Origin of the sequence: Micromonospora sp. NBC_01638, from assembly GCF_045209745.1 — a bacterium.
Lineage (GTDB): Bacteria > Actinomycetota > Actinomycetes > Mycobacteriales > Micromonosporaceae > Micromonospora.
Genome location: NZ_CP109273.1, coordinates 2488525 through 2513970, shown reverse-complemented (window position 1 = coordinate 2513970; position 25446 = coordinate 2488525). Strand labels below are relative to the sequence as shown.

At 70.3% G+C, this 25446-nt stretch carries 19 protein-coding genes and 1 pseudogene; 10 read left to right on the top strand and 10 right to left on the bottom strand.

The window, feature by feature from the left end; all coding sequences use genetic code 11:
- The first annotated feature begins 3 nt into the window (after nt 1-3).
- The 4 genes and pseudogenes from OG811_RS11870 to OG811_RS11855 all read left to right on the top strand — a co-directional run.
- On the top strand, nt 4-447 hold the full coding sequence (locus tag OG811_RS11870) for a TadE/TadG family type IV pilus assembly protein (RefSeq protein ID WP_406074138.1): 444 nt from the start codon (nt 4-6) through the stop codon (nt 445-447).
- On the top strand, nt 444-977 hold the full coding sequence (locus OG811_RS11865) for a TadE/TadG family type IV pilus assembly protein (RefSeq protein ID WP_406074137.1): 534 nt from the start codon (nt 444-446) through the stop codon (nt 975-977). Before OG811_RS11870 ends, OG811_RS11865 begins: the two co-directional genes overlap by 4 nt.
- A complete protein-coding gene (locus OG811_RS11860) occupies nt 974-1435 on the top strand; it encodes a pilus assembly protein TadG-related protein (protein WP_406074136.1) in 462 nt (153 codons plus the stop codon). The genes OG811_RS11865 and OG811_RS11860 overlap by 4 nt, the downstream gene beginning before the upstream one ends.
- 14 nt (nt 1436-1449) lie before the next feature.
- A pseudogene (locus OG811_RS11855) lies at nt 1450-2493 on the top strand (LysM peptidoglycan-binding domain-containing protein); the annotation flags it as partial.
- Between the two features lie 581 nt (nt 2494-3074).
- On the opposite strand, the gene OG811_RS11850 reads toward OG811_RS11855, so the two are convergent.
- Complete coding sequence (locus tag OG811_RS11850) at nt 3075-3929, bottom strand: DUF2231 domain-containing protein (protein ID WP_406074134.1); 855 nt, start codon at nt 3927-3929, stop codon at nt 3075-3077.
- Nucleotides 3930-4112: 183 nt separating this feature from the next.
- Between OG811_RS11850 and OG811_RS11845 the strand changes: the two genes are divergently transcribed.
- Nucleotides 4113-4913 (top strand): crotonase/enoyl-CoA hydratase family protein, encoded by an 801-nt coding sequence (locus OG811_RS11845; protein WP_406074132.1) that lies wholly within the window; start codon nt 4113-4115, stop codon nt 4911-4913.
- A gap of 1 nt (nt 4914) precedes the next feature.
- On the opposite strand, the gene OG811_RS11840 is transcribed toward OG811_RS11845, so the two are convergent.
- The 8 genes from OG811_RS11840 to OG811_RS11805 form a co-directional block, all read right to left on the bottom strand.
- Nucleotides 4915-8604, bottom strand: a complete 3690-nt coding sequence (locus OG811_RS11840) for a discoidin domain-containing protein (RefSeq protein ID WP_406074131.1) — start codon at nt 8602-8604, stop codon at nt 4915-4917.
- Between the two features lie 190 nt (nt 8605-8794).
- The gene (locus tag OG811_RS11835; protein WP_406074130.1) at nt 8795-11662 is read right to left on the bottom strand and encodes a discoidin domain-containing protein; all 2868 of its coding nucleotides are present in this window, start codon (nt 11660-11662) and stop codon (nt 8795-8797) included.
- Between the two features lie 137 nt (nt 11663-11799).
- A complete protein-coding gene (locus OG811_RS11830) occupies nt 11800-13428 on the bottom strand; it encodes a glycoside hydrolase family 13 protein (protein WP_406074128.1) in 1629 nt (542 codons plus the stop codon).
- Nucleotides 13429-13568: 140 nt separating this feature from the next.
- Nucleotides 13569-14456, bottom strand: a complete 888-nt coding sequence (locus tag OG811_RS11825) for a carbohydrate ABC transporter permease (protein ID WP_406074127.1) — start codon at nt 14454-14456, stop codon at nt 13569-13571.
- A gap of 11 nt (nt 14457-14467) precedes the next feature.
- A complete protein-coding gene (locus tag OG811_RS11820; RefSeq protein WP_406074125.1) occupies nt 14468-15424 on the bottom strand; it encodes a carbohydrate ABC transporter permease in 957 nt (318 codons plus the stop codon).
- 88 nt (nt 15425-15512) lie between these two features.
- Nucleotides 15513-16892, bottom strand: coding sequence for an ABC transporter substrate-binding protein (locus OG811_RS11815; RefSeq protein WP_406074123.1), 1380 nt, complete (start codon nt 16890-16892; stop codon nt 15513-15515).
- A 332-nt stretch (nt 16893-17224) separates the two neighbouring features.
- A complete protein-coding gene (locus OG811_RS11810) occupies nt 17225-18229 on the bottom strand; it encodes a LacI family DNA-binding transcriptional regulator (protein WP_406074121.1) in 1005 nt (334 codons plus the stop codon).
- A gap of 93 nt (nt 18230-18322) precedes the next feature.
- Nucleotides 18323-19798, bottom strand: coding sequence for a dihydrolipoyl dehydrogenase family protein (locus OG811_RS11805; RefSeq protein ID WP_406074120.1), 1476 nt, complete (start codon nt 19796-19798; stop codon nt 18323-18325).
- Between the two features lie 91 nt (nt 19799-19889).
- On the opposite strand from OG811_RS11805, the gene OG811_RS11800 reads away from it, so the two are divergent.
- Nucleotides 19890-20144 (top strand): hypothetical protein, encoded by a 255-nt coding sequence (locus OG811_RS11800; protein ID WP_406074119.1) that lies wholly within the window; start codon nt 19890-19892, stop codon nt 20142-20144.
- Between the two features lie 38 nt (nt 20145-20182).
- On the opposite strand, the gene OG811_RS11795 is transcribed toward OG811_RS11800, so the two are convergent.
- The gene (locus OG811_RS11795; protein WP_406074117.1) at nt 20183-21103 is read right to left on the bottom strand and encodes a phytoene/squalene synthase family protein; all 921 of its coding nucleotides are present in this window, start codon (nt 21101-21103) and stop codon (nt 20183-20185) included.
- 64 nt (nt 21104-21167) lie between these two features.
- On the opposite strand from OG811_RS11795, the gene OG811_RS11790 reads away from it, so the two are divergent.
- Genes OG811_RS11790 through OG811_RS11775 form a run of 4 tightly spaced genes read left to right on the top strand, consistent with a single transcriptional unit; the run spans nt 21168 to nt 25368 of the window.
- The gene (locus OG811_RS11790) at nt 21168-22307 is read left to right on the top strand and encodes a polyprenyl synthetase family protein (protein WP_406074116.1); all 1140 of its coding nucleotides are present in this window, start codon (nt 21168-21170) and stop codon (nt 22305-22307) included.
- A gap of 28 nt (nt 22308-22335) precedes the next feature.
- Nucleotides 22336-23817, top strand: coding sequence for a phytoene desaturase family protein (gene crtI, locus OG811_RS11785; RefSeq protein ID WP_406074114.1), 1482 nt, complete (start codon nt 22336-22338; stop codon nt 23815-23817).
- Nucleotides 23814-24434, top strand: a complete 621-nt coding sequence (idi, locus tag OG811_RS11780; RefSeq protein WP_406074113.1) for an isopentenyl-diphosphate Delta-isomerase — start codon at nt 23814-23816, stop codon at nt 24432-24434. Before crtI ends, idi begins: the two co-directional genes overlap by 4 nt.
- Nucleotides 24424-25368, top strand: coding sequence for a MerR family transcriptional regulator (locus tag OG811_RS11775; protein WP_406075670.1), 945 nt, complete (start codon nt 24424-24426; stop codon nt 25366-25368). Before idi ends, OG811_RS11775 begins: the two co-directional genes overlap by 11 nt.
- The last annotated feature ends 78 nt before the right edge of the window (nt 25369-25446 follow it).

The following is a 25446-nucleotide window of genomic DNA, read 5'->3' as shown; positions in this document are numbered from 1 at the left end:
GACGTGCGCCGAGCCGCGTTCTCGAGGTGGCACCGGGCGGGCACCGCCGCCCGGCGTCACCTCGCGGCCGGCGACCGGGAGCGGGGTGCCAACCCGGTGGAACTGGCCGTGATGATGCCGCTCATCCTGGTGCTGCTCTTCGCCTCGATCCAGGTCGCGGCCGTCTTCCTCGCCCGCTCCACCGCGTTGAACGCCGCGCAGAGCGGCGTCAACGCTGAGCGGTTGTACCAGGCCGGGAACGGCGCCGGGGTCAACAGCGCCACCCGCTTTCTCCGGGCCGCCGGCGGCTGGCTGGTCGGCTGGGACAAGACCGGCCCGAGTTGCGTCACCACCGACACAGAGGTGACCTGCACGGTGAGCGGTCGGTCCCTGTCGGTGGTACCAGGCGTGGACTTCGCGGTGCGACAAACCGCCCACGGGACGGTGGAAAGGGTGACCCCGCCATGACCCGCACCGCCGAGCGGGGCTCGGTCTCCATCGAGGTGGCGGTGCTCGCGCCGGCGTTCATCGCGCTGATGGTGCTGGCCGGCGTGGTCGGGCGCAGCGCGGTCGCGGCGGAGGCGATCGACGCCGCCGCGCACGACGCCGCCCGCGCCGCCTCGATCTCCCGGGACTCCGGCACCGCCCGGGCCGAGGCGTTGAAGGCCGCCCGAAAGCAGCTGGACTGGCACGACTTGGCCTGCACCAACGACCTGAGCCCGACGTTCACCGGCTCGGTGGCCGGCAAGTCCACCAGCTTCGACGCCGCCTTCAACAGCCCGGTCGGTGTGGACGCCACGGTGACCGTGGCGATCACTTGCCTGGTGTCCTTCAAGGACATCTCGCTCGACGTCCTGCCCGGAATGCCGACCGACAAGCGGATCACGGCGAAGTTCACGTCGCCACTGGACCGCTACCGGAGCAGAGCGCTCGGGTCCGGGACGGCGGGCGTGGGATCGGGCCACCGTTGGGCCGACCGCAGCCGAGGTCTCCGATGACTGGGCTTCTTGGCGGGTCAGGAAAGTGGGGCCGGGCGGACTCACACGGCGAGCACGGCCGGGTGAGCATCTTCCTGGCGGTGACGATGATCGGCGTACTCGCCATCGTGGGCCTCTCCTTCGATGGCGCCGGGCAGCTACGCACCCTGCAACGTGCCGAGAACCTGGCCGCCGAGGCGGCCCGCGCTGGCGGTCAGGCCATCGACCGGGCCACCGCGATCGAGGGCGGGCCGAAGCGGATCGATCAGCCGGAAGCCATCGTGGCGGTGGCCCACTACCTGACCGCGGCCGGCACCGCCGGCCACACCGTGAGCTTCCCGGAGGTCGGCGGGGAGGCCCTGATCCGGGTAACCGTCACGATCACCTACCACCGCTCGATGCTCGGGCTGTTCGGCTTCAAGGACACGGTCACCGTCACCGGCGAGGCGACCGCGCGAGCCATCACCGCAGGACCGTAGGAAGGAAGGCAGCCATGCCCGCAGCGGGTGGGTCCGTCGTACGGCGGATCGGACGGATCTTCACGGGCATTGGCGCGCTGGCCGTGCTGTGTGCGCTGCTCGCCGGCGCGCCGATCGCGCTGCTGGCCTTCGCTGGCAACCCCCTGCCTGATCACCTGCCCACGATCAGTGCGGTGAGCACCGCGCTGACCAGCCGGGACGACGGTCAGCTCTTCCTGCGGGCACTGGCTGTCGCCGGCTGGTTCGGCTGGGCCACGTTCGCCTTCTCCGTCCTCGTCGAGTTGGGGGCACAGACCCTGCGCCGACCCGCGCCGAAGCTGCCCGGGATGGGCCGCCAGCAGAAGGCCGCCGCCGCGCTGGTCGGCTCGGTCGCGCTGATCCTCGCCGCCAGCCCGGCCGCCGCCAGTGCCGCAGCGGTCTACGGCGCCCCGGCGTACGCGAGTCCGGACGCGACGGCCGTCGTCACCCTGACCGCGCCGACCCGCGCGGGCACGACCCCCGACACGGCGGCCCCGCTGACCCGGACCGGGTTGCTCGGCCTGGCCGGGACCGGGCTCACCGCACCCGGCGGCTCCGCAGCGGACGGCGAAGCTGCGCCGGTGTACCGGGTAGCCCGGGGCGACTACCTCGGTGAGGTGGCCGAGCGTTACCTGGACGAGTTCGGCGACTACCGACAGCTCGCCAAGCTGAACAAGCTCGACGACCCGGACCGGATCCGCCCCGGCCAACTGCTCCGGTTGCCCACCGAGGCCGCCGACCAGGGTTCCCGGCAGCACGCCACCGGCCGGCTGGTCGACCGGCCCGCAGCGCCAAACCCGCCTGCGCCCCCGCCGACGCCCGAGCGGACCGCGCCGGAGCGGGTGGATCCGGCACCAACCAGCGGTACGGGGTCAGCAGGCCAACCACCCGCGATGACCGTCGGCGCAGCCCGAGCCGGCACGACCGACCGGGTGAACCGACCGCTGGCGGTCTCCGCCGTACTCGCCGTGGCGAGCATCGTCGGCGCCCAGATCGGCGCAGTACTCGGGCTGCGCCGCCGTCCCGCCACCGCCGGGGCGGCTCCCCGGTTGGCCACGTCCTCCCGCACACCCCGGGGCGGCACGGGCCGAACCAGCAGCGCCGCTCGGCGGACCAGCGGTGGGACGGCTGGAAGCGGTGCCGCGTGGGCCGCCAGCCGAGCGGCCGCGGCCATCGAAGCACCGGCATCGCGGAACGACGGCGCGGCCTCGATCGGCAACGACATGGCACCTCGCGACGGCGGCACCGCACCGAACGGCAGCGGGACGGCGCCCGCCGGGGCGTCGGGCTGGGGTGGTGACGACGGTTGGGCTGACGACAGTGCCGATGGCGGGCTGTTCGCCGGCGGGCACGGTCTGGACTCCGCACCGGACGGACCGCCGGTCGGCCGACACCGACGCAGCTGATCCGAACGCCCAGCGCGAGCGGGAAGCCGCCGTCGACGGGGCTCGGGGGGCGAGGTGTCCGGAGAGCGTGATGACTCTGAGGCATAAATATGACTCACCGGCATCAACGTCATTGGCAACACCGCCTCCAGGGCGCGGAGCGTCGGCGCCGGGCAGGCCAGTCAGGGCAGGCGGTCAGGGCACGCGGTCAGGGCAGGCGGCTCAGGGCAGGCGGCTCAGGGCAGGCGGGTCTGGAGCACGCCGTTCTGGATCCGGGTCGGCAGGATCTGTTGGTCGTTGCCGGACGGCCCCTGCATGACCTCGCCGCCGTTGAGCCGGAACGCGCTGCCGTGCCATGGGCAGACCACGCAGGCGTGGCCGTCGATCTCCTGCACTTCGCCCTCGCCGAGCGGCCCGCTCTGGTGCGGGCAGCGCTCCAACATCACGGTCACCTCGTCACCGTGCCGGTAAAGGATCACCGAGATGTCGTTGTCCACCTCTCGGGTGATGAGGGTGCGCTGCGGCAACGCCGCCATGTCGATGAGCGAGTGCCAGCCGTCGGTCATCCGATGCAACTCGGAGATGCTCTGGTTGACCTGCGCCCCCTGCTTGTACGCGAGGTGACCCCCGACATACGCCCCGAAGCTCACGGTGGAGAGCCCGAGAAAGCCGAGGGCTCGCCCGACGCCGTGTCGGCCGGACAGCCGCGCGGCCAACGAGCCGGCGTAGAGCGTCACGCCGACGGTGTTGGCCACGGCGTGCACCAGGCCGACCCGGCGCTGGTCCCGGGCGAGTGCCGCCCAGTCGTTCAGTCCGGTGACCGCCGCCGGTAGCGCGCTGACGGTGCCCAGGCCGACCAGCACGGTGGCGGGCCGGCGTTGCCCGGACATCAGGTCCAGCACCGCGGCGCTGATCCACGCGCCGACCGGCACCTGCACCATCGCCGGATGCAGAGGATGCCCGAGGGTCACCCCGTGCAGCAGGTCCCGCAGCCGCCGCGGACGCAGCGTGCCAAGGACGACCCGCTGCAACCGGTCACCTGCCCGGTCCAGCCCGGCTGCCTGCTCAACTTTCGTCAGAAGCGCTCGCACGAGTACCGACTTCCCGGCGAACGCCGTCGCAAACCGGTCGGCGGTGACAAACCTGCCGGGCCACGCCCACCGCCGATCTGCAGTTGCTGTCCCGTCAATTCGCACCTTCGGCGCAGATCGGCGACAGGATGTGCAAGATCGACGGGGATTGTGGGTGTGGTGCGGGGCGGGCATGCTGAGTTGATGGGTGTACGGGTGGAGCGGGCCGGGCCGGTCACCACGGTCGTGCTGGATCGGGAGGCGGCTCGGAACGCCGTCGACGGGCCGACGGCCCGAGCGCTGGCGGACGCCTTCCGCGCCTTCGAGGCCGACCGGGACGCGGCGGTGGCCGTGCTCTGGGGCGCCGGTGGCACGTTCTGTTCCGGCGCCGACCTCAAGGCGATCGGCACTCCGAGCGGCAACCGGGTCGAGCCGGAGGGCGACGGCCCGATGGGTCCGACCCGGATGGCGCTCAGCAAACCGGTGATCGCCGCGATCTCCGGGTACGCGGTGGCCGGCGGGCTCGAGTTGGCGCTCTGGTGCGACCTGCGGGTCGCCGAGTCCGACGCGACACTCGGGGTGTTCTGCCGCCGCTGGGGAGTGCCGCTGATCGACGGCGGCACGGTCCGGCTGCCCCGGTTGATCGGCGAGAGCCGGGCCATGGATCTGATCCTCACCGGTCGCCCGGTGCCGGCGGCTGAGGCGTACGCGATGGGGTTGGTCAATCGGTTGGTGCCGCCCGGCCAGGCGCGGGCCGCGGCCGAGGAGCTGGCGGCGGCGATTGCCCGGCACCCGCAGACCTGCCTGCGCAACGACCGGGCGGCGATGCTGGCCGGTGGCGGGCGGCCCGAGCCGGAGGCGTTGGCGACCGAGTTGGCGTACGGGATGGACTCGTTGGCCACGGACGCGGTGGCCGGCGCGGCCCGGTTCACGGCGGGGGCGGGCCGGCACGGCACGATGCCGCCGGGAGGAGGGACCCTCCCGGCGGCACCCGGTGCGAGCTAGATCAGTTGCGGTTGATGGTGAAGGTTGATGTGGGGTTCTGGATGTCCACCGCGTTGTTGCTCAGCCGGAGGTTGTTGAAGGTGACGGACCCGACGGCCGGCCCCTGCCCGGTTTCCGGCATCGGGTTGGCCCAGATGCCGAAGCCGGACTTCGCGTCGTAGGCGTCACCGCTCTTTTGCGCCCCGCTGATCGAGACGTTCGTGAAGACCGTGTCGGTGATCGGGTTCTGCGGTTGCCCGCCGACATAGTTGGTCTGGAACATGATGCCGCTGTAGGTCGGGTCGATGATGTCCACGTCGCTGACCCGGATGCCCTGGAACACCTTCGAGGCGGAGAAGATCCAGATGGCCGGGAAGGTCTGCGCACCCCAGAAGTGCCCTCCGGCCCGAACGATCGAAATGTTCTCGAATCGGGTTGGCGGGTTGGCACCGAAGCCGTTCATCGGATAACCGAAGTCGAGTGAGCTGATGGTGATGCCCGAGTAGACCAGGGTGTCCGCGATGTAGATGTTGCGGAACGTGTTGCCGTAGCCGCCGTACACGGCGACGGCGGCGGCCCGCCAGGTCAGGGTCGAGGTCAGGTTCTCGTAGATGTTGTCCTTCATGTCGGCGCCGCCCGCGTCGATCGCCGAGAACAGCGCGAAGCTGTCGTCGCCGGTGGCCCGGGCGTCGTTGTTGCTGACCAGGTTGTTGGTGCTGCCGTTGGTCATGTTGATGCCGTCGGCGAACATGTTCCGGATCCGAGAGTTCTTGATGGTCATGTAGTCGGTGTTCGCGCCCCAGTAGAGGCACACCATGTGCTCGTTCCAGATGTTGTCGATCACGATGTTCGACACGTTGGAGAAGTCGAACACCTTGCCCGGACCGTCGATCCGCGAGGTGTAGTTGCCGAAGTAGGCGAAGTTCTTGAACGACGAGTTCGCCGCCGACGCCTCGGCCCGGAAGCCGATGTCGGTGTTGTCCTGGCCCGACGGGGCATTGAACCGGGTGTACCAGGGGCCGGCACCGGTCACCTGGACCGCCTTGCCGTACACCTGGAACTTGGACGCGGTGGAGTAGTTGCCGGCGGGCAGGTAGACCCCGACCAGGTTGCCGGTGGTGTCCATCCGCACCCGGTCCAGGGCGTTCTGCACGTCCTGGTGGGTGAAACCGGTCGGCGTGGTGTAGCGGGCCGGGTCCGGGTTGCCGATCGGCGACACCTGCTCGGTGTTGATGAAGTCGATCGCGTACGTGGTGGTGTTGGCCGGGTCCTTCTGCAGGCGGATCTTGCTGCCGGCCGGGACGGTGGAGTTGAGCATGACGTTGGCTTCGTCGTAGATGTGCCGCGGGCCGCCCGCGCCAGGCGAGTTGCCCGGACCGGCCTCGTTGCCGTAGAGCCAGGCGTACCGGGACGTCAGATCGATGGCCTTGTGAAACGTGCCGTTGACGTAGACGTTCAGCGTCGAGTTGATTCCCCCGCCGCCCGGTGCGTCCGGGATGGAGAAGCGGGTGACCAGCGTGTTGGTGCTGGCCCGGGTGGTGAACTCGACATAGCTGCCGGTCGAGTTGAGAGTCACCGCCCGCCGACCGGACGCCTCACCGGCCAGATCGCCGACGGTCCGGTTCGGGCCGACGACGGCGGCGCCGCCACCGACAACGCCTTCCTCGGCCTCGTACATGTCGTACGGCATGTTGGCGCCGCGCCCCACGAAGAGCGGACGGTCGCTGGTGTTGTTGGCCTGCTTGACCGGCAACTCGTTGCCGTCGACGGCGAGCACCACCCGGACGGTGTACCTGCCGTTCGCGGCGGTCCAGGTGCCCAGGCTGATCGGGCCGACCGTCGCGCCAGCGTTGATCACGCCGGAGTACGAGCCGGTCAACGTACGGACCACAGTGCCGGACTCGTTGAGCACGGTCAGGGTGATGCCGTGCGAGCCGGACGCGGACGCCTGGTTGCCGGCGTTGCGGATCGACACCGAGAAGGTGACCGTGTTGCCGGCCGACGGGTTGCCCGGTGACCAGGCGACCGCCGAGGCGACCAGGTCGGAGCTGGCGACGGCGCTGACCACCAGCGGGCTGGGGTTGGTGTAGCTGTTGTTGGTGTCGTCCTGCTCGACGACGGTGTTCGACTCGTCGACCTTCGCACTGAGCGGGTAGCTGCCCGCGTCGCGGGTGCCGATGCTGGCGCTGACTGTGGTCGAGGCGCCGGCCGCGAGGCCGCCGACCGACGCGGTGCCGACCCGGGTGGAGCCCAGGTAGAAGTTGACGTTTGTGGCGCCGGAAGCCGCCGAGCCGGCGTTACGAACGGTGGCCGACAGCGTGATGGTGCTCGTCTCCACCGGCGCGGACGGGCTGAACGACATGCCGGTGACGGTCAGGTCCGGGTTCGGTGCCGGGGTGCCGATGACCTGGAACTCGGCCACCTGTCCGGCCGGGGCACCGGTGTTCGAGGCGATCGAGAGCCGAACGTCGGCCGCCGCACCCGAGACCGGGATGGTGACGGCGTTGCCGGTGGCCGGGTTGAAGCTGTAGTTCGCCGCGCCGACCAGGGTGGTGAACGTCGACGAGCCCTGGTCCCGGCCGAGCACGGTGATGTTCTGCGTACGCGCACCCCAGGCCGGGTCCGGATTCAGCTTCAGCACGATCTGGCTGAGGCTGGCGTTCGCGCCGAGCTGAACGGTCAGCGTGCTCGGGTTGCCGTTGCCCTCCCAGTAGGTGGCCACGTTGTTGTCGTTGGCGTTGGTGGCCACGTACGTGTGCACGTACCCGGAGGCGGTGATCGGCTTGCCGACCGCCAGGTTGGTGCCCACCGGCGGGGTGCCGGTCCGGGTCACGGTGTTGCTGTTCGCCGACTGGTTGCCGGCCGCGTCCTTGGCCCGCACGTAGTACGAGACCGTGGCGGTGTCCGCCTGGCTGTCGGTGTACGTGAGCGTCGAGCCGCCGACGCTGCCGCGCAGCGCGCCGTTGGCGTAGACGTCGTACCCGGTCACCCCGACGTTGTCGGTGGACGCGGACCAGTTGAGCTGGATCTGCCCGCTGGTGGGCTGGGTGTACCCCAGGTTGCCGGGGGCGCTGGGGGCCTGGGTGTCGGGGCTGCCGACGGCGCCGTAGACCTCGACCTCGGAGAACTGTGCGGCCGGCCAGCCGGTGTTGCCGGTGACCTGCACCCGAACGTAACGGGTGCTGGCGGCCGTGAAGTTGACGGTCGCGGTGTTGCCGCTCCCCGGGTTGAAGGTGTAACCGGCAGATGCCTTCAGGGTGGTGAAGGACGAGCCGTTGGTGGAGCCGAGCACCGACAGCGTCTGCGTGCGGGTCTGCCAGTCCGCTGCGGGCGGCAGCTTGAGCACCAGCCGGTCCACGCTGACCGTGGCGCCCAGGTCGGCCTGGATCCACTGCGGGAACGCGTTGTTGGCGCTCTCCCAGTAGGTTGACGCGTTGCCGTCGTTGGCGTTGGACGCCACGTAGTTCTGGTTGTAGCTGCTGGCGGTCATCGTGGCGGAGAGCCCGGCGAGCAGGGCGACGCGCGCGCCGGCCGCGGACGGGTCGGCCGCCGGTGCCGCGCTCGCCGCGGGGATGACGACCGGAGCGGTGGCGAGGAGCATCCCGGCGAGTACGCCAGCGAGCAGCCGTCGGTGACCCGTGCGGGTGGTGCGGGGGACGGGATTGGGCGCGCCGGTCGACGGCGTGCCTCGTCTGGTGCCGTTACTGGACATGGGGTCGCTACACCTCTTTCGGGGGTGGGTGTGGGTGCGTTGCCCGGCGACGGGTGCAGGGGTACGCCCGTCGTTCCGCGACAGGTGGGGGACGGTGCGGGTTGGGGACGGGGTCGGACGGCCGAGGCTGCGTTGCGCCGGACCGCCCGGACCGGGCGGCCCCCGCCCGGGGCGGGCGGGGGCACCCGACCTAGCTGGAATAGACCTCGAACTCGCTGAGCTGACCGGCTGGCCAGCCGGTGTTGCCGGTGACGGTCAGCCGCAGGTACCGCTGGCTGGTCGCCGTGAAGGTCACGGTGACCGTGTTGCCGCTGGCCGGGTTGAAGGTGTAGCCGGCGGACGCCTTCAGGGTGGCGAACGTCGAGCCGTTGGTGGAGCCGAGCACCGACAGCGTCTGCGTGCGCGTCTGCCAGGCCGATGACGGTGGGAGTTTCAGGACGACCCGGGACACCGACCGGTTGGCACCCAGGTCCACGGTCAGCGACTGCGGGAACGCGTTGTTGGCGCTCTCCCAGTAGGTGTTCGCGTTGCCGTCCACCGCGTTGGGGGCGGCGTACACGTCGGAGTGGCTGGTCTCGGTGACCGACTGACCGGCCGCCAGGTTGCCGCTGGGGGGCGGGGTGGTCGGCGGCGGGGTGGTCGGGGGTGGCGTGGTGGGCGGCGGCGTGGTGGGCGTGCCGCCGTACACCTCGACCTCGGAGAGTTGCGCGGCCGGCCACCCGGTGTTGCCGGCGACGGCCACCCGGATGTAGCGGCGGTCACCGGAGGGCAACCCGATCGACACGGCGTTGCCCGTGCCGGGGTCGAAGACCCGACCGGCGGACGCCGCCAGCGTGGCGTACGACGAACCGTCGGTGGAACCGAGCACCGACAACGTCTGGGTACGGCTCCCCCAGCCGGCGGGCAGCTTGAGCACCACCCGGTCGACCGACCGGGCCGCGCCCAGGTCGATGGTGACCGACTGCGGGAAGGCGTTGTTGGCGCTCTCCCAGTAGCTGGCCGCGTTGCCGTCCACCGCGTTGGTCGCCGTGTAGCTCTGGTTGGTGCTGGTCGCCGTCGCCGGCCGGTTCAGTGCCAGGTTCCCACTGCTCGGGGGCGGGGTGGTGGGCGGCGGGGTGGTCGGAGGCGGGGTGGTGGGTGGTGGCGAGGTGGGTCCGCCGCCCCACTGCGGGTTCGGCCACGGGCCGCAGTAGGGGGTCGGGGTGTACCAGCCCGAGTTGCCGGCGCCCTGGGTGATCTGGAAACCACCGCCGACGCAGTTGTGGATCGGGTTGCTCTGCGCGATGTTGGTGGCCCGCACGTTGGTGAACGACACCTGGCTGGGTGCCTGCACCTGGAGCGCGTACGTGCCGGCGCCGTCGATCCGCACGTTGTTGAGGTTGATCCCGTTGGTCTGGCCCTCGATCCAGTGCAGCGCCGCGTACGAGCTGTCCAGGATGTCGGTGTCGGTGATGTTGATGGTGGGGTTCTGGAACGCCTCGTTGAGTGCGGAGAACCAGATCGCGCCGACGCCGAAGTTCCAGTTGTAGTCCGAGTTGCCGTTACGGATCAACGTGTTCCGGGCGATCGTCCAGGTGCCCTGGACTCCGGTGGCGCCCTGCACGCCCGGGTAGCGGTTCGCGACGTGGATGCCGCCGCCGTTGGTCAGCGAGTCGGCCGTCACGTTGTCGGTGATCTTGATGTCCCGACCGCCGTAGCTGACCAGGTGGTTCGCCAGCAGGGTCACGCCGATGGTGTTGTGGGTGAAGGAGTTGTTGACGTTCGGCACGCTCTGCGCCCACATCGCCAACGCGTCGTCGCCGGTGTTGCGGACGAACGTGTTGGTCACCGTCGAGTTGGTCACGCCGGTGTGGAAGTTCACCCCGTCCGCGGTCTGGTCCAGGATCCGGCTGTTACGGATGGTGAAGTTGTCCATCGGGCCGTCCATCCACGCCCCGACCTTGGTGTTCTCCAGCCAGAGGTTGTCGACCACCGAGTTGGTCATCGCCCCGCCCAGGGCGTTGACCTGGTCGTCGTCGATCCGCTCGCGGATGTCACCGATGATGGCGAAGTCCCGCAGGGTGACGTTGCGGCTCGGCCCGTTCGCCTCGTGCGACCGGACCGGGCCGGTGTAGCCGCCACCGGGGACGTACCTGCCGTAGATGCCGACGGACCTGTTCCGCTCGGTGGGGTGCCGGCCGCCGAGCACCGAATACCAGGGGCCGGCGCCGCGCAGGGTCACCCCGTCGACCACCACGTGATCCCAGAGGGTGAAGGTGCCGGTCGGGATCCAGACCGCCCGGCCCTGGGCCTTTCCGGCGTCGACCGCCGCCTGGAACTTCGCGGTCGAGTCGGTCGCGCCGCTCGGGTCGGCGCCGAAGTCGGTGACCACGTCGAGCACACCGGCGGGCTTGGTGATCGCCGGGGCGACCAGCTCGAAGTCCGCCAGGTCGATGGTGAACGAGGGCGACTGGGCGGTCGAGGACACCTGGAACCGGATCTTCGTGCCGGCGGGCTGGGTGCCGCCGAACATCGCCCGGGTCTCGTCATAGAAGTGGTGCGGGTTGGTGTCGCCCGGGTTGTTGTTGAACGGGTATCCGCCGTAGTACCAGCCGTACCTGGATGTCACCGGGACCGACTTCAGCAGTGTCCCGTTGGCCCGCAGATCGATGGCGGCGTCCCGGCCGGTTCCGGACGGACTGTCCGGCAGGCTGTACCGAAAGGTGACCGCGTTGGCCGGGGCGGTGAGGGTGAATTCGACGTACTCGCCGACGGCGTCGAGGGTGACGGCCTCCCGGCCGGACGCCTCGGACGGCAGCGTGCCGTAGTGCCGGTCCGGGCCGATCCTCGTGCCGTTGTGGGTGGTCTCCTCCGCCTCCTGCTCGACGAACGGGACGGTGGCACCCCGCCCGGGGATGTCGAAGGGGGACAGCCCGGCCGCCGAGGCCGGGGTGGCGCTGCCGGTGACCGCGAGGGCGGTCAACGAGGTGGCGGCGAGCAGGGTGGCGGCGATGGCGGCCAACCCTGCCCGGGTCGGGTGTCGAAGGTGGTGCGGGGTGCCGATGGTGTGGTTGGCCATGAGCTGCGCTCTCCCTTTCGTCAGGCAGGCCAGATCCCCCCGTGTCGGTGCGGTGTTGCGCGTCCCCCTCGTTCCTCCTCTCCTGGTGGCGGGGTGCCGACGGCCGGGACGGGCCGCCGGCACCACGGCGATCAGAGTCAGGTCAGGCCGGGTCCGTCCGCCGCGCGCGGCCCGTCCGCCAATTCGGGGGTACGGAGCCAGACCGCCGTGTCGGACGGCAGCAACCCCTCGTCGAGTGGCCCGCTGGCCAGCAGCAACTCCCCTGCGGCCGGCAGCGGAACAGGTGTGTCGGAGAGGTTGACCAGGCAGCTGAAGCCACCGCCACGGCTGAATGCGAGCACCCCGTCCGGGGCGGGCAGCCAGGTCAGCTCGCCGTCACCGAGCGCCGGTTCGGCCCGTCGGGCCTGGATCGCCGCCCGGTACAGCTCCAGCATCGAGGCCGAGTCGCCGGTCTGCGCACGGGCGGTCCGGTCCTTCCAGTCGGCCGGCTGAGGCAGCCAGGGCGCTGCGGAATTGGCGGGGCTGAACTCGAACGGCGGCTCGTCACCAGCCCAGGGCAGCGGCACGCGGCACCCGTCCCGACCGGGGTCGATCCGGCCGGAACGTTCCCACATCGGGTCCTGGCGCAGCGCGTACGGAATGTCCTCGACCTCGTAGAGGCCCAGTTCCTCGCCCTGGTAGACGTAGGCGGCGCCGGGCAGCGAGAGCGAGAGCAGCGCGGCGGCCCGGGCTCGTCGGGTGCCCAGTTCCAGGTCGGTTGGGGTCCCCTCGCGCTTGGCGGCGAAGCTGAACCTGGTGTCCGCCCGCCCGTAGCGGGTGACGTGCCGGGTGACGTCGTGGTTCGAGAGCACCCAGGTGGCCGGCGCGCCGACCGGCGCGTGCGCGCTCAGCGTCCCGTCGATGCTCTCCCGCAGGGCCGAGGCGTCCCACGCGCAGCCGAGGAAGTCGAAGTTGAACGCGGCGTGCAGCTCGTCCGGGCGCAGGTAGTTGGCGAACCGCTGCCGATCCGGCAGCCACACCTCACCGATCAGGGCCCGATCCCCGGGGTAGGAGTCGGCGACCCGCCGCCAGCCCCGGTAGACGTCGTGCACACCGTCGAGGTCGTGGAACGGGTGCGGCTCGTCCGGTCGGACCTCGGGCAGCGTCCCGTCCTTGACCAGGAGCCCGGCCGAGTCGATCCGGATGCCGTCCACGCCCCGGTCGAACCAGAACCGCAGGATGTCCTCGAATTCGGCCCGCACCCGGGGGTGGTCCCAGTTGAAGTCCGGCTGCTGGGGTGCGAACAGGTGCAGGTACCAGTCGCCGGGGGTGCCGTCCGGGTTGGTGGTGCGGGTCCAGGTCTCGCCGCCGAACTCGCCGACCCAGTCGGTGGGCCGCTCGTCGCCGTTCGGGCCTCGGCCGGGCCGGAACCAGAACAGGTCCCGTTCGGGCGCGGCGGGGCCGCCGGCGAGCGCGGCCTGGAACCAGGGGTGCGCATCGGAGCAGTGGTTGGGAACCACGTCGACGATGGTCCGGATGCCCAGCGCGTGCGCCTCCGCGATGAGCGCCTCCACCTCGGCCAGAGTGCCGAAGACGGGGTCGATGTCGCGGTAGTCGGACACGTCGTAGCCGGCGTCGGCCATCGGGGAGGGATACCAGGGACTGAACCAGATCGCATCGATGCCGAGCGCGGACAGGTGGTTCAGCCGGGACCGGATGCCAGCGATGTCGCCGATGCCATCGCCGTTGCCGTCGGCGAAGCTCCGGGGATACACCTGGTAGATCACGGCTCCACGCCACCACGGACTTCTGTCAGCTGTGGACACGAGCACCTGCTTTCTGCGTCAGTACGTCGGCGGGTTCGCCGGACCTGGATATGTCTCGGGCGAACGGTCGTTGTTCGCCGCGCGGAAGAACGCGGTGGTTGCTATCCCTTGATGCTGCCCGTGGTCAGACCGGACATGATGTTCCGTTGGAAGATCAGGAAGATGATGACGGTCGGGATCGCGGCGATGACCGACGCGGCGATCACAACGTTCATCGGCGTGCCACCGGCGAAGGCGTAGATGCCGACGCTGACGGTCCGGGTCTCGGGCGAGGGCATGACCAGCTTCGGCCAGAGGAAGTCCTTCCAGACCGCTGTCACCGCGAAGATCGAGACTACGCCGAGAATCGGGCGCGACAGCGGCAGGATGATCGACCACAGCGTGCGCAGTGACGACGCCCCGTCCATGAGGGCGGCCGCCATCAACTCCTCCGGAATCGAGTCGAAGAACCGCTTCAGCAGGAAGATGTTGAACGCGTTGGCGACCAGGGGCAACCAGATGGCGAACGGCGAGTCAAGCAGATTGATGTGCACGATCGGCAGGTCGATCACGGTCACGTACTGCGGGACGATGAGAACCATCGCCGGAATCATCAGCGTTCCCAGCATCAGGCCGAGGATCACGTTGCCGAACATCGGTCGGAGCTTGGACAGGGAGTACGCCGCAGCCGTGTCGAAGACGAGTTGGAACAGCACCGCGCCCGCCGCGTAGTAGAACGTGTTGAACAGCAGTTTGGCGAGGGCCAGGTTGTTCCACGCGTCGATGTAGTTCTGCGGCTGGGGATCCTTCGGAAACAGCGAGGGTGGGGTCTGCGCGATCTCCTGGCCGGACTTGAGCGCGCCGGTGACCATCCAGTAGAGCGGCCCGAGGAAGACGAGCGTGAATCCCGCCACGACGACGACCAGCAGCGTCCAGTAGATGACCCTGCCGCGTCCCCGGCTGAGCTGGGCATGAGAGATGAGGGTCCGGGTTCCGGAATCCTGTGCCATTCCGCGCCGTCCTAGTCCTGTTTCGCAGTCAGCCGCACGTACACGGCGGAGAAGCCGGCCAGCACCACGAGCATGATCACGCCCAGTGCGGCGGCGCCGTTGAGGTCGTTCTGGAAGAACCCGTGCTGGTAGATGAGGTATGCCACCGAGGTCGCGGAGTCCTCCGCGCCGGCACCGTTGGCGAGGATCAGCGGCTCGATGAAGAGCTGCATCGTGGCGACGATCTGCAGCATCGCCAGGAGCGCGAGGATCAGCCGGGTCTGCGGGATCGTCACGTGGCGGATGCGCCGCCAGATCCCGGCGCCGTCCAGCTCGGCCGCTTCGTAGAGCTCGCCGGGGATGTTCTGCAACGACGCCAGGTAGATCAGCACCGCGCCGCCCATGTTCATCCAGGTGGACGCGATCACCATCGCCGGCATCGTCATCTCGGGCGACTGCATCCACTGCGAGGTGGGCAGGTGCAGTGCCTTGAGGATCGCGTTGAAGAGCCCGGCCTCGCTGGGGTCGTACGCGTAGAACTTGAAGAGGAACAGCGCCGAGGCCGGCGGCAGCATCACCGGCAGGTAGACCAGGATCCGCAGGTAACCCTTGGCGTGACGGAACTCGTTGAGCAGGACGGCCACGAAGAACGGCACCGCATACCCGAGGACGAGGGCGAGCACCGTGAAGTAGAACGTGTTCTGCCAGGCCGTCCAGAAGCTGGGGTCGGCGATGATGCGGGAGTAGTTGTCCCAACCCACCCAGGTGGTCTCGCCGCGCCGGGTGCGCTGGAAGCTCATGACGACGCCACGGATCATCGGGTACCAGGAGAAGACGACGAAGCAGAGCACCGCACCAATCAGGAACGCGTGACCGGTGACGTTGTCCCGTACCTTGCGGCCGAGGCTGGTGCGCTCCGGCCTCACCGAGTACGGCGATGGCGGGCGGCCCGGCTTCCTGGGGGTCTCCGGGACCGTGGTGATCGTCAAGGCAACTCCTGGGTGAGTCAGTGACGTCGACGATGCGGTGCGAGTGGTGTGGGGGCCGGGTCGGCGTCCCGACCCCCACACGATCGGGTCAGCTCTCGGCGGCGAGGAGTTGGTTGACCTTCTCCTCGGCGGTCTTGAGCAGCGCGTCGATGTTCGAGTTCGGGTTGGTCAGCACACCGGACATCGCGGCGTCGAGCACCGCGTAGATCGCCTGCGCGTTGCGCGGTTCACCCTTGATCGCGACCGGGGTCGCCTCGAAGAGCGCGAAGTTCGAGGTGTCGACGTTCGCGTTCGCCTTACGCAGCTCGAGCTCCTGCTTCTGCGCCTCGGTGCCATTCGCGAAGAGCAGCGGCTGGGGCAGACCCACCGGGTAGTTCTGCGGCTTGGCCCGGACGTAGTCGAACTGGCCCTTGCCCGGCGTCAGCTTCTGGTAGGCGATCCACTTGAGGCCGGCTTTGACCTGCTCGGGGGTGAGGTCCTTCTTGAAGAAGTAACCCTCGCCGCCACCGAGCGTCCCCTTGGCCGCGCCGTCCTGGCCGGGCAGCGGGGCCATCGCCCAGTCCTGGAACTTGCCCTGGAACTGGCTGACGATCGCCTGGGTGGCGTCCGGCGCGCCGATGAACATGCCGACCTTGCCCGCGCCGGCGTTCGTCAGCAGGTCGCCCCACTGCAGCAGTTGGCGGGCGCCCATGCTGTTGTCGCCGTACCGCATGTCCTTGATGTTTTGCAGGACCTGCTTGCCCGCGGCGTTGTTGAAGTCGGCCTTCTTGCCGTCCTCGGTCAGCACCTGGCCGCCCTGCGAGTAGAGCAGGGAGGTGAAGTGCCAGCCGCCGGTGTTGCCTGCGCTGTACTCCGAGTAGCCGGCGATGCCGTTGCCGAGCGCGGAGATCTTCTTGGCGGCGGCACGGACCTCGCCCCAGGTCTTGGGCGGGTTGTTGACGTCGAGCCCCGCCTGCTGGAACAGGACCTTGTTGTAGACCAGACCCATCGAGTAGTTCTTCACCGGGACGGCGTAGAGCTTGCCGCCGTCGGTGAAGACCCCCTTGAGCGCCGGGTCGACGCTGTCCCAGGTCGAGATCGTGTCCTTGTTGGCGTACTGGCTGATGTCCATCGCCTGACCGGAGTCGAGCACCTGCTGGAGATCGGTCATGTACCCGTAGAAGACGTCGGTCACGGTGCCGCCGGCGAGTCGGGCGGTGAAGTCCGGCGGGTTGTTGCACTGCTCGCCGACGCTCACGCTCTTGATGGCGATGTCCGGGTTCTGCTTCTGGAACTCCGCGACGTCGTCGTTCCAGTTCTTCAGCAGCTCTTTCTGCGCGCCGACCGGTTGGCAGTCGACCGTGATGGTCACCTTGCCCGCTGCGTTCGTGTCCTTGTCGTCGCTCTTCGTGGAGCACGCCACGAGGCTGAGCCCCAGGCCGGCCACGAGCGCAACCGCCGCAGCCTTTCGGTATTGCGGTACGGACATCTGTCCATCCCTTCGGGAACGTGTGTCTCCATGACGTTCGATGAGCTGCGGTGCCGCGACCTGACCGTCGGTAACTGCGCCAGAGCCACGTGTGAGTGGAGTCACTGTAACGAGGCCGACTCATTCCGGCAAGGTCTCGACCCTGATCCGAAAGGACACGACGTAATGACGGCAGATGTCGGCAAGCCCTTGAAAGGAGGCCAATATGATTGCTTTTGCTCGCTTATGGCCGGTCATTCGGCCAGGTCGATGCCGTTCGTCGCGAGCAACGACGAAAACGGCCGCCGACCGCAGGAAGCGGTCGACGGCCGAAGCGTCGTTCGGTGCGGTCCTCAGCGACGAGGGGCGGGCGCCGTGGAGCCGCGTACCACCAACTCGGGCTCGAACAACAGCTCGTCATGCAGCACGCCGGCACCCTCGATCTGGGTGACCAGCAGGTCCACCGCGGCCTGCCCCATCGTCTCGATCGGCTGCCGCACGGTGGTCAACGGCGGGTCGGTGCAGGTCATGAACGCGGAGTCGTCGAAGCCGACCACCGACACATCCGTCGGCACCACACGACCCAGCCGCCGGGCGGCCCGGATGGTGCCCAGGGCCAGCACGTCGCTGGCGCAGATGATGCCGGTCACGCCACGCTCGACCAGTTTGGTCGCGGCGACCCGCGCCCCCTCCATGGAGAAGCTGGACCGCTCGACGCACTCAGCGTCGTCGTCGCCCCAGCCCGCGGCCTGGATCATCGCGTTCAGCTTGCGCCGGGACGGCACGTGCCCCTCCGGGCCGAGCACCATCCCGATCCGTTCGTGCCCGAGCGAACGCAGATGCCCGTACGCCTGCTCCACCGCCACCGCGTCGTCCGTGGAGACCCGGGGAAAGCCCAACTCGTCCACGCCCGCGTTGACCAGCACCACCGGCAGGCCCCGGTCGGTCAGCCGGCGGTAGTGGTCGTGCCGGGCGTCCGCGAGCGCGTACGAGCCGCCAGCGAAGATCACCCCGGAGACCTGATGATCGAGGAGCATCTCCACGTAGTCCATCTCGGACACGCCGCCGATGGTCCGGGCGCAGAGAGCCGGGGTGTAGCCACGCTGGGCGAGCGTCCCCGTGACGACCTCGGCCAGCGCCGGGAAGATCGGGTTCTGCAACTCGGGCAGCACCAGCCCGACCAGGCGGGCACGTTCGCCGCGCAGCTTCGTCGGCCGCTCGTAGCCGAGCACGTCCAGCGCGGTCAGCACGGCGGTCCGGGTCGTCTCGGAGACGCCGTCCCGACCGTTGAGCACCCGGCTGACGGTGGCCTCGCTGACGCCCGCCTTCTTGGCAACTTCAGTCAACCGCTTGGTCACGAGCGCAATCGTACGTCACCGCAATGAAAGAAATGAACAGCAGACTGCCTAGCATTTGCGGCCTGGCTGCCGCGTCTTGCCCGCGACCTACCGTCAGGACAGGTTGCGCAGCGCCTCCTCGATGGCTCGGTGGAAGGTCGGGTACGCGTAGATCATGTGCCGGAGCTGACTCAACGGCACCGCCGCGTGCACGGCCACCACCAGCGCGGAAAGCACCTCGCCGCCGGCCGGGCCGACCGAGGTGGCGCCGATCAGCACGCCCTGATCGGCATCCGCGATGAGCTTGATGAAACCCTCGTCGCCGACCTGGTGGATCCAGCCCCGGGTCGAGCTGCCGAGCTTGGTGAAACCAACCTGCACGTTGATGCCGCGCTCGCGGGCCTGCCGCTCGGTCAGCCCGACCGCGCCGACCTCGGGGTCGGTGAAGGTCACCCGAGGCAACGCACGGTAGTCGGCGCGCGGGACGGTGCCGGCCGACCCGCTCGACCCACTGGCGGCCAACGAGCTGGACGCGCCCATCGCGCCGCCGACCACGCTGGCGGTTCCGCTGCCGTCCGCTCCCGCCTTCGCCTGCCGGGCGCGGGCCAGCACGTCGGCGATCACGATCGCCGCCTGATACATGGCGATGTGGGTGAACGCCCCCTCGCCGGTCACGTCGCCGACCGCCCAGATGCCATCGGTCACATGCAGCCGGTCGTCCACCGGCAGATAGCGCTGCGTGGCGTCGACGCCGACCGTGTCCAGCCCCAACTCGTCCAGATGTGCCCGGCGGCCGGTCACCACCAGCAGGCGGTCGGCGGTGAACTCCGCCCCGCCGCCACCGCGCAGGGTGAACCGTGTCCCGTCGTGCTCGACCCGCTCGGCGCGTACCCCGGTGTGGATCTCCACGCCGTCGGCGCGCAGCGCCGCGGCAGCGACCTCGGACGCCTCCGGCTCCTCGACGGCCAGCACCCGGTCCAGCGCCTCCACGACCGTGACCCGCACTCCGAACCGTGCGAAGACCTGGGACAGCTCCAACCCGATCGCGCCGCCACCGAGCACCAGCAGCGACTCCGGCAGCTGCTCGACCTCGGTCGCCTGGTGGTTGGTCCAGTACGGCGTGTCGGCCAGGCCGTCGATCGGCGGCACGGACGGACGGGTGCCGGTGCCCAGCACGACCCCGTGCCGGGCCTGGAACACCTGGTCACCGACGCGGACCCGGCCCGGACCGTCGAGCCGGCCGCTGCCCCGGACGAACCGGCCGCCCTTGCCGGTGAACCGCTGCACCGCGACCGTGTCGTCCCAGGTGTCGGTGGCCTCCTCGCGGATCCGTTTCGCCACCGGCGCCCAGTCCGGCTGGACCTGCGCCGTCCCTGCCAGTCCGTCGACCCGGCGCGCCTCGGCGAGCGCATTGGCCGCTCTGATCATCATCTTGCTCGGGATGCAGCCCCAGTACGGGCACTCCCCGCCGACCAGGTCCCGTTCGACGCCGACGACGCTCAGACCGGCCTCGGCAAGCCGCCCAGCGACCTCCTCGCCGCCGACCCCGAGCCCGATCACGACCACATCCACCAGCTCCGGTTCCGCCATCCCGACAGCATCCCCCAGCGGCGCCGCCCCGGCCACCGGGGTCGGAGGAAAGGCAGAGCGCCCGCCGGGCCGGAGCGCCTACGGTGGCCGGATGCACACACGCTTCGCCCCGGTCCGGGACTGCTTCCACGACCTGCTTGCCGCCGGTCGGGAGACCGGTGCCAGCCTGACCGTCTGGTACGACGGCCACCCGGTGATCGACCTCGTCGGCGGCTCCCGCACCAGCGCCGGAGCCAGCGATGGGACCGACCCGGAGCGCGGGTTTGCCTTCGCGTACGCCACTGCCCGCCTGGCCGAGCACGACCGGGTCGACGAGCTCGTCGAGGCGCTGCACTCGTGCTTGTGATCAACTGTTAGGAAGGGTCCCTTGTAGATCACCAGGCGTTAATAAGGTGCCCTTCCTTTCGGGCCGGGGATGGTGACGGGGGTACCGGCCGAGGTGAGCAGGGCGCGGGCGGCCACCGCCATTCGGCGCCGTTGCGGCACCAGGGCCCGCCGGACGAAGACGTCGTAGTCCTGCGCGGCCACTTCGTCGAGGATGCCGCCATAGAGCGCGTACGCGGTGCGCATGCAGGCCTGCGAGGCCGGCGCCAGCATGGTGATGCCCGGCGCGGCGGCGGCGTAGTGCGCCTGAGCACGGGTCACCTCGTAGTCGATCAGCTCGCGGATCTGGGGCGTGCCGCGGCCCCGGGTGCGGGCCTCGAGCAGCTCGTCGCGGGTGATCCCGAACTTCGCCAGGTCCTCGTCCGGCAGGTAGGTGCGGCCCCGGTCGAGGTCCTCGGCGACGTCCCGGATGAAATTGGTGAGCTGGAAGGCGAAGCCGAGGTGTCGCGCCGGCTCCCGTGCCGCCGCCGGGTCGGAGGTGCCCAGGATCGGCAGCATCATGGTGCCGATGACGGCCGCCGAACCCTCCATGTAGTCGAGCAGGTGGTCGTAGGTCGGGTACGCGGTGACGGTCAGGTCCATCGCCATGCTCGTCAGAAACGACGCAAAATCGTTCCGGTCGAGATCGAAGACGGCGATGGTGTGCAGCACGGCGGGCAGCAGCGGGTCATCGACGGGCGCACCGTGCAGGCCGGCCACGAACTGGCTGGCCCAGTCGTCGAGGCGGGCGGCCCGCTCGGCCGGCGGCAGGTCCCCGGTGCGGTCGACGATCTCGTCGGCGTACCGGGTGAACCCGTAGAGCGCGTGCACATGCCGTCTTTTCCAAGCGGGAAGCAGTCGGGTGGCGAGATAGTAGGTGCGGCCGTGATGTTTGTGCAGCTCCCGGCACCGGTCATAGGCAGCGGTGAGATCTGTGTCCACCGGCCCTCCTCATTTATCGACGCACCAATCGACGCAACTCGTACCCTAGGGTACGCTCAGCCGCATGGCCAACGACGCACTTGCGGGCAATGCGACCCGCCTGGCGGCGGTGTCGGGCGAAGGGGACGACCCGATCCGCGCCGTCCTGGCCGCGTACACCCACGATCTGGTCACGGCGATCGACGAGACGCTGGCCACCTTCCTCACCGCCGAGGTCGACTCCCTCACCGAGATCGACGCGTCGATGGGCAGCTTCGCCGCCACCGCGCGGGAGGCCGTCCTTGTCGGCGGCAAGCGGATCCGGTCCACGTTCGCCTACTGGGGTTGGCGCGGGGCGGTCGGCGGCGCCGAGGCACTGCCGCCCGTGCTGCCCGCACTGGCCGCACTGGAGTTGCTGCACACCTTCGCGCTGGTGCACGACGACGTGATGGACGCGTCCGCCACCCGCCGCAACCGGCCCACCGTGCACGTCGCGCTCGCTGAGCAGCACATCGCCGCAGGCCACCGGGGTGATCCCGGCCGGTTCGGCGAAGCCGTCGCCGTGCTCATCGGCGACCTCTGCATGGTCTGGGCCGATCGGTTGCTGGCCCACGCCACGGTGCCACCGGCCCGACTGTTCGAGGTTCGCCGCTGCTACGACCAGATGCGGGTGGAGACGGTCGCCGGGCAGTATCTCGACGTGCTCGGCGAGAACGACCCGGCCCACTGGTCGGTCGACCGCGCGCTGCGGGTGGCCCGCTACAAGACCGCCAGCTACACCGTCCAGCGACCACTGCTCTTCGGGGCCCGCCTGGCCGGGGTGCCCGGCGACGATTCGCTGGTCCCCGCGTACACCCGCTATGGCCTCGCCGTCGGCGAGGCGTTCCAGCTCCGCGACGACCTGCTCGGGGTCTACGGCGACCCGGCCACCACTGGCAAGCCGGCCGGTGACGACCTCCGCACCGGCAAGCCGACCACACTGCTCATGCTGGCCCGGAGGCTGGCCACGCCGGCGCAGCTCAGGGCGTTGGAGCAGGCCGGCGACGGACCGGTCGACCGGCTCGCCGAACTTGTCGCCGAGACCGGCGCGGTGACCCGGGTGGAGCGGATGATCGCCGAGCGCGTGAGCGACGCGCTGGCCGCGCTCGATACCGCGCCCCTGGACCGGACGGCGCGGACCGCGCTGACCGGGCTGGCCGTTGCCGCTACCAACCGGCGGGCCTGATGAACGACTTTCTCGAGGAGGTGGTCACGTGCGGACGGTGACAGGACGGACGGACCGGGTGGTGGTCGTCGGGGCCGGGCTGGGCGGGCTCGCCTGCGCGCTGCACCTGGCGGGCAGCGGCCGACAGGTGACCGTGCTGGAGCGCGAGCCGGTGCCCGGCGGGAGAGCCGGCCGGCTCTCCGTGGACGGCTACGAGTTCGACACCGGCCCGACCGTGCTCACCATGCCCGACCTGATCGCCGAGGCGCTCGGCGCGGTCGGTGAGGAGTTGGACGACTGGCTCGACCTGACCCCACTCGACCCTGCCTACCGTGCGTACTACCCGGACGGCTCGACCCTCGACGTGCTCACCGACACCACTCGGATGGCGGCCGAGATCGCCCGGGTCTGCGGGCCACGCGAGGCCGACGGCTACCTGCGCTTCGTCGACTACGCGCGAAAGCTGTGGCGCCTGGAGCGGGCCGACTTCATCGAGCGCAACCTGGACGCCCCGACCGACCTGATCACCGGCAACCTGCTCAGGCTGCTCACCGGCGGGGCCTTCCGGCGCCTCCAGACAAAGATCAACCAATTCTTCCGGGACCCGCGTACCCAGCGGATCTTCTCCTTCCAGGCGATGTACGCCGGCCTCGCGCCGCACGACGCGCTGGCCATCTACGCGGTCATCGCGTACCTCGACTCGGTGGCCGGTGTCTACTTCCCGCGCGGCGGCATCCACGCGGTCTCCGAGGCGATGGCCGGCGCAGCGGAGAAGCACGGCGTCCAGATCCGGTACGACACCACCGTGACCCGGGTGGAGACCGCGCACGGCCGCGCCACCGGTGTGCTCACCGCCGACGGCGAACTGGTGCCGGCGGACGTGGTGGTGCTCAACCCCGACCTGCCGGTCGCCTACCGGGACCTGCTCCCCGCCGCGCCGCAGCGCCGGCTCACCTACTCGCCGTCCTGCGTCGTTCTGCACGTCGGCTCCCGACAGGCATATGAAAAGATCGCTCATCACAACATCCATTTCGGACGCGCGTGGAAGGGCACCTTCGATGAGGTCATCCGGCGGGGCGAGCTGATGACCGACCCGTCACTGCTGGTGACCAATCCGAGCCGGACCGACCCCTCGGTGGCCCCACCGGACCGGCACACCTATTACGTGCTCGCCCCGGTGCCCAACCTGCACCGGGCACCGTTCGAGTGGCGCGGCGACCTGACCCAGCGCTACAGCGACCAGCTGATCGGCACCCTGGAGGAGCGCGGCTACGTCGGTTTCGGCACCGGGGTCGAGGTGCTGCGCGCGATCACGCCCGCCGAGTGGGAAGAGCAGGGGATGGCCGCAGGCACACCGTTCGCCGCCGCCCACACCCTCTTCCAGACCGGCCCGTTCCGCCCGTCGAACCTGCACCGTGACCTGTCGAACGTGGTCTTCGTCGGCTCCGGGACCCAGCCCGGGGTCGGCGTACCGATGGTGCTCATCTCCGGCAAGCTCGCCGCCGGCCGAATCACCGGAGAAGACCGATGAGCAGCCGCGAGCAGCACCTCGTCGAGCTTGTCGACGAGACCGGCAAGGCCCACGGCGAGACGACCGTCGCGGCGGCACACCAGCCACCGGGGCAGCTGCACCGGGCATTCTCGGTGCTGCTGGTGGACCCGGACGGCCAGGTCCTGCTCCAGCGCCGGGCCGCCGTCAAGACCCGGTTCCCGCTGCGCTGGGCCAACTCCTGCTGCGGTCACCCCCGGCCCGGCGAGTCGCTCGCCGAGGCGGCCAACCTGCGGCTGCGCGAGGAGTTGGGCGCGGGCCCGGTCGAGCTGACCGAGGTCGGCGTCTACGTCTACTACGCCGAGGACCCGGCGACCGGTCGCGTCGAATTCGAGTACGACCACGTGCTGCGCGGCGAGTTCCTGCCCGCGGCCCCGCTCCTGCCCGACCCGGATGAGGTGGCCGAGCTGCGCTGGGCCGATCCCACCGCGCTGGAGGCCGAGCTCAACCGCGACCCCCGGTCGTACGCGCCCTGGCTGGGCGGGGTGGTGAACCGGCTGCTGCGCCCCTCGGGGGTCACGTCGGACGCATCCGGCCAGGCCGTGACCCCGCCTGGTTCGTCGGCGGATGACACGGCGGAGCGGCCGGGTGGTCGATGAGGCGCTGAGCGCGGGCGCCGTCGCACGCCGGCTGGGGGTCGCGGTGACGACCCTGCGCACCTGGCACCAGCGCTACGGGCTCGGGCCCAGCGAGCACGTCCCCGGTCACCACCGCCGGTACACGCCGACCGACCTGGCCCGTCTCGAGATCATGCGACGGCTCACCGCCGAGGGGGTCAGCCCCGCCGAGGCGGCCCGCTGGGCCCGGCAGGCACCGGATCCGATGCCCACCGGCACCGCCGCCCCCGGGCGGATCCATCCACCCGGCCGCGACGGCGGTGGAACCATCCCGGTGGGTCGCGCCGGCCCGGCAGCCCGCGGGCTGGCCAGGGCCGCCATGCGGCTGGACGCGGCGGCGATCAGCGAGGCGATCGCGCACGCTCTGGCTACCGGCGGGGTCGTCGCCACCTGGGAGGGTCTGCTGCGCCCGGTGCTCGCCGGCATCGGCGAACGCCACGCCGCCACCGCCGGCCTGATCGAGGTGGAACACCTGGTGTCCCGCTGCGTCTCAGAGGCTCTCGCGGCGGCCAGCCGGGCCAAGGTTCCCACCGGACCGGCCCGGATCCTGCTCTCCTGCGCCGACGAGGAGCAGCACACCCTGCCGCTGGAGGCGTTGGCCGCCGCGCTCGCGGAGGCCGGGGTCAGCTACCGGATGCTCGGCGCCCGGGTGCCGGTGAACGCACTCGTCGAGGCGGTCAACCGGACCGGACCGGCCGCCGTGGTGCTCTGGTCGCACACCCGAGCCACCGCCGACCCAGCCCAGCTCAGCGCGCTGCTCGCGGCGCCCCGCCGCCCGTTGCTGGTGCTCGCCGCGGGTCCCGGTTGGCGAGCCGACTCGCTGCTCACCGGGGTGGTACGACCGGTCGATCTGGCCGAGGCGGTCTCGCTCGCCGCCGCGGTCCGCGACTCCCTCGACCAGCCGAGGCGTGACTGACCGCATTGTCGCCCGCTGGAGTCGTGAACTACCGTCGGGTAGGTCCGTCTACCCCGACGACCCCTCCGGGAGCGAGCA

What these genes read in the sequence shown, in the direction of transcription:
- OG811_RS11865 (WP_406074137.1), top strand. Translation starts at nt 444, where the DNA reads ATGACCCGCACCGCCGAGCGGGGCTCGGTCTCCATCGAGGTGGCGGTG.
- OG811_RS11860 (WP_406074136.1), top strand. Translation starts at nt 974, where the DNA reads ATGACTGGGCTTCTTGGCGGGTCAGGAAAGTGGGGCCGGGCGGACTCA.
- OG811_RS11845 (WP_406074132.1), top strand. Translation starts at nt 4,113, where the DNA reads ATGGGTGTACGGGTGGAGCGGGCCGGGCCGGTCACCACGGTCGTGCTG.
- OG811_RS11840 (WP_406074131.1), bottom strand. Translation starts at nt 8,604, where the DNA reads ATGTCCAGTAACGGCACCAGACGAGGCACGCCGTCGACCGGCGCGCCC.
- OG811_RS11835 (WP_406074130.1), bottom strand. Translation starts at nt 11,662, where the DNA reads ATGGCCAACCACACCATCGGCACCCCGCACCACCTTCGACACCCGACC.
- OG811_RS11825 (WP_406074127.1), bottom strand. Translation starts at nt 14,456, where the DNA reads ATGGCACAGGATTCCGGAACCCGGACCCTCATCTCTCATGCCCAGCTC.
- OG811_RS11815 (WP_406074123.1), bottom strand. Translation starts at nt 16,892, where the DNA reads ATGTCCGTACCGCAATACCGAAAGGCTGCGGCGGTTGCGCTCGTGGCC.
- OG811_RS11805 (WP_406074120.1), bottom strand. Translation starts at nt 19,798, where the DNA reads ATGGCGGAACCGGAGCTGGTGGATGTGGTCGTGATCGGGCTCGGGGTC.
- OG811_RS11800 (WP_406074119.1), top strand. Translation starts at nt 19,890, where the DNA reads ATGCACACACGCTTCGCCCCGGTCCGGGACTGCTTCCACGACCTGCTT.
- OG811_RS11790 (WP_406074116.1), top strand. Translation starts at nt 21,168, where the DNA reads ATGGCCAACGACGCACTTGCGGGCAATGCGACCCGCCTGGCGGCGGTG.
- idi (WP_406074113.1), top strand. Translation starts at nt 23,814, where the DNA reads ATGAGCAGCCGCGAGCAGCACCTCGTCGAGCTTGTCGACGAGACCGGC.